General features: G+C 65.0%; 3 protein-coding genes and 1 pseudogene. 2 read left to right on the top strand and 2 right to left on the bottom strand.

Going from position 1 to position 3,312, the window contains the following annotated elements; translation table 11 throughout:
• Together JCM19049_RS10195 and JCM19049_RS10190 are read right to left on the bottom strand one after the other, a co-directional pair.
• Positions 1–524: MaoC family dehydratase (locus JCM19049_RS10195; RefSeq protein ID WP_054821528.1), on the bottom strand; the 524-nt coding region annotated here is incomplete at its 3' end.
• Positions 510–1,648: pseudogene (locus JCM19049_RS10190) on the bottom strand (acyl-CoA dehydrogenase family protein); the annotation flags it as partial. The pseudogene JCM19049_RS10190 and the gene JCM19049_RS10195, both read right to left, overlap by 15 nt.
• A gap of 208 nt (positions 1,649–1,856) precedes the next feature.
• On the opposite strand from JCM19049_RS10190, the gene JCM19049_RS10185 reads away from it, so the two are divergent.
• Together JCM19049_RS10185 and JCM19049_RS10180 are read left to right on the top strand one after the other, a co-directional pair.
• Positions 1,857–2,474, top strand: a complete 618-nt coding sequence (locus JCM19049_RS10185) for a TetR/AcrR family transcriptional regulator (RefSeq protein WP_054821527.1) — start codon at positions 1,857–1,859, stop codon at positions 2,472–2,474.
• 229 nt (positions 2,475–2,703) lie between these two features.
• A complete protein-coding gene (locus tag JCM19049_RS10180) occupies positions 2,704–3,006 on the top strand; it encodes a GNAT family N-acetyltransferase (protein ID WP_306420777.1) in 303 nt (100 codons plus the stop codon).
• Positions 3,007–3,312: the final 306 nt, after the last annotated feature.

The following is a 3,312-nucleotide window of genomic DNA, read 5'->3' as shown; positions in this document are numbered from 1 at the left end:
CCGACCCGGCCGCCTGTGCCTTGCCGGGTGAACATCAGGCAGGTGCGCCGGGCGGTGGCCACCACCACGCCGTCCTGGTTCTTGCCCGTGTGCTCGAACGTGGCAATGCCCATCCCCGGTTTCGACTTGCTCTCCCGCAGGCTGATGACCTTCGACTCCGTGTACAGCGTGTCCCCCGGGTAGAGCGGGTGCGGGAAGTTGATCTCGGACAATCCCAGCTGCCCCACGATGGTGCCCTGGGTCAGCTGCGGCACCGACTGGCCCACCATGGTGGCCAGGGTGAACATCGAATTCATGACGCGCCCGCCCAGCGGCTGGGCGCTGGCGAACACCTCATCCAGGTGCAGCGCCTGGGTGTTCATGGTCATGGTCGTGAACAGGACGTTGTCGGTCTCGGTCATGGTCCGTCCCGGTGAATGCACATAGAGCGCATCCTCCTGAAGCTCATCAAAATACAGGCCGCGCTGCTCAATCCGCTTCATCTGCGCCCCTGCCCTACAGTCCCAGCTGCGGGCGATCAGCATCAGCTGCACCTCGGTGGTGCCCTCGCCGATTTCCAGGATCTTTGAATCCCGGTAGTGCCGGGCCACCAGCGACTCGTTGATGAAGCCGTAGCCGCCGAAGACCTGGGTGGCATCACGCGCATTGTCCATGGCCGCCTCGGAGGCGATCAGCTTCGCATGCGCCGCCTCGATCTTGAAGTCCTGTCCGGCCAGCATCTTCGCCGCCGCCGCATAATAGGCCAGGCGGGCCGAGTGCACCCGGGAGGCCATGCGTGCGATGGTGAAGGAGATCGCCTGGTTCTTGCCGATCGCCGTGCCAAAGGTGGTGCGGGTCTTGGCGTACTCGACGGCCTCATCCAGGCAGCCCTGGGCGGCGCCGGTGGCCAGGGCCGCGATCGCGATGCGCCCCTCATCCAGGATCTCCAGGAAATAGGCGTAGCCGCGTCCGCGCTCGCCGAGCAGGTTCTCCTCGGGAACCACCGCGTCGTTGAAGCTCAGCGGGTGGGTGTCGCTCGCCCGCCAGCCGACCTTGTCGTAGGCCGCTCCACGGTGAAGCCGGGGGTGCCGCTGGGCACGATCAGCGCGGAGATTTCCTTGGCGCCGGTTTTCGCGTCCTGGCCGGTGACCGCAGTGATGCTCACGTGCGAGGTGATGTCGGTGCCGGAGTTGGTGATGAACTCCTTGGCCCCATTGATCTTCCACTGCCCGTCCTGCAACACGGCCTTGGTCTTGGAGGCCGAGGCGTCGGATCCGGCGCCCGGCTCGGTCAGCCCAAAGCCGCCCAGCTTCGTGCCGGCGGCCAGTTCCGGCAGCCAGCGCTGCTTCTGCTCCTCGGAGCCAAAACGGTAGATCGGCATGGCGCCCAGGGACACCCCGGCTTCCAGGGTGATGGCCACCGACTGGTCCACCCGCCCCAGTTCCTCCAGCGCCAGGGCCAGGGCGAAGTAGTCCCCGCCCATGCCGCCGTAGTCCTCACTGATGGGCAGCCCGAACAGCCCCAGCTCCCCCATTTGCGCCACAACCTCATACGGGAAGGTGTGGGTGGCATCATGGTGGGCGCTGACCGGGGCAACAACCTCACGGGCAAATTCGCGGACTACCTGCACCAGGTCCTGGTAGCTCTCATCCAGTTCGTGTTCCAACATGCGAGTCTTCCTCCACAGCTTGGCCGCGCCGCACCCGGGTGCCGGTGGGCCCCGGGGACGGCGAGGGACTTGGCGGTGCCGGTGCGTAATGCGTTGAGTCGCCCCGGCACAGCACGTAAGGTTAATAACGATTAACTAATTCGAGACTAGTGGCGCAGTTCACACTTGTCTAGCGTTAGCCGAACCACGAGTGCAAGGGGGCGTTCACATGGCCAGGAGCTACCCGCATCTGAGCGAGCCGACCGAGCGTGAGCGGGCCAAGGCCGAGCGGCGCGAGTCCCTGTTGCGCGAGGCCACCCGGCTCTTTGCCCTGCACGGCTACGCGGGGGTGTCACTGGAGGATCTGGGGGCGGCCTGCGGGATTTCCGGTCCGGCGGTGTACCGGCATTTTTCCGGCAAGCAGGCCGTGTTGATCGCGCTGATGGTGGACATGTCCAAGGACATCCTTGACGGCGGGCAGAAGGCGGTGGGTTCCGGCGGTGAGCCGTTGGAGGTGCTGGGCCGACTGGTGGACTTCCACACCGACTTCTCGCTCTCGCGCCCGGACATCATTCAGGTGCAGGACCGCGACCTGAAGTCGCTGCCCAAGAATGAGCTGCAGCTGGTTCGCAAGCTGCAGAATTCCTACATCGGGTTGTGGACGGACCAGCTGGGCAAGCTGCACCCGAACGCGACCTCGCAAATCAATCGCTTCCGGGCCCATGCGGTCTTCGGGCTGCTGAACTCGACGTCACATTCGGTTCACAACCCGCGCACCAAGAAGTCCGGTTTGAAGGCGCTGCTGTCCCAGATGGCTCTCGCCGCCCTCACTTCCCCGGTAGGCTAGTGCCGACCACCCATTTTGATGCCGTATCGACCGATGCGGTCCCCGTTTCAAGACGAAAGGCTGTTCTCGTGCATCTACGTGAAGTGCGCCCTTCCGACCTCGACGACTTCTTCGCCCACCAGCAGGAGCCGGAGGCCAACCTGATGGCTGCCTATCAGGCGCGCAACCCCTCGGACCGCTCGGTGTTCAACCACCACTGGTCTCCATCCTCAATGACCCCAAGGTCATTGTGCGCACCATCGAGCACGAGGGCGAGGTGGCCGGGTCCATCCTGGTCTTCGAGCATGAGAAGACCCCGGAGATCAACTTCTGGACCTCCAGCAAGTTCTGGGGCAAGGGCATCACCACCAGCGCCGTGGATGCCTTCCTGGCCGAATACACCAAGCGTCCGCTGCTCGCCCACGTGGTGCAGGACAACCTGGGATCGATCAAGGTCCTGGAACGCCGGGGCTTCAAGCTGGTGGGCACCGAGGATGTCTTTTCCAACTCCCGCGCCGAAGTGGTCACCGAAAACGTCATGCAGCTGGACTAGCTGCCCGCCGCGCGCCAACGACGCCGCGCCGGCCACCACCGGGTGAAACAGGACGTGCCGCCATCGCGGCTCCTGTTTCACCCGGTGCTGTTTAACCCCCGGTGCTGCTTAACTCCGGAACGGCCATTGCACGCCTGAGGCACCGGCCCTCGCCGTCGCGGGGGCCTTTACCGTCGTGGGCATAAAAAGAGCCTGCGGCACCCGTCCCCCCAGGACCGGGCACCGCAGGCAGTTCGGTTCACGCTGCGCGGCTATGACTTGTTCAGGATCCGCCACGCTGCACGGCGTTCGGCCTGCTGGTGCGGG

The organism is Arthrobacter sp. JCM 19049, from assembly GCF_001310435.1.
This window is presented reverse-complemented; position numbering and strand designations above follow the sequence as displayed.

What these genes read in the sequence shown, in the direction of transcription:
- JCM19049_RS10185 (WP_054821527.1), top strand. Translation starts at nt 1,857, where the DNA reads ATGGCCAGGAGCTACCCGCATCTGAGCGAGCCGACCGAGCGTGAGCGG.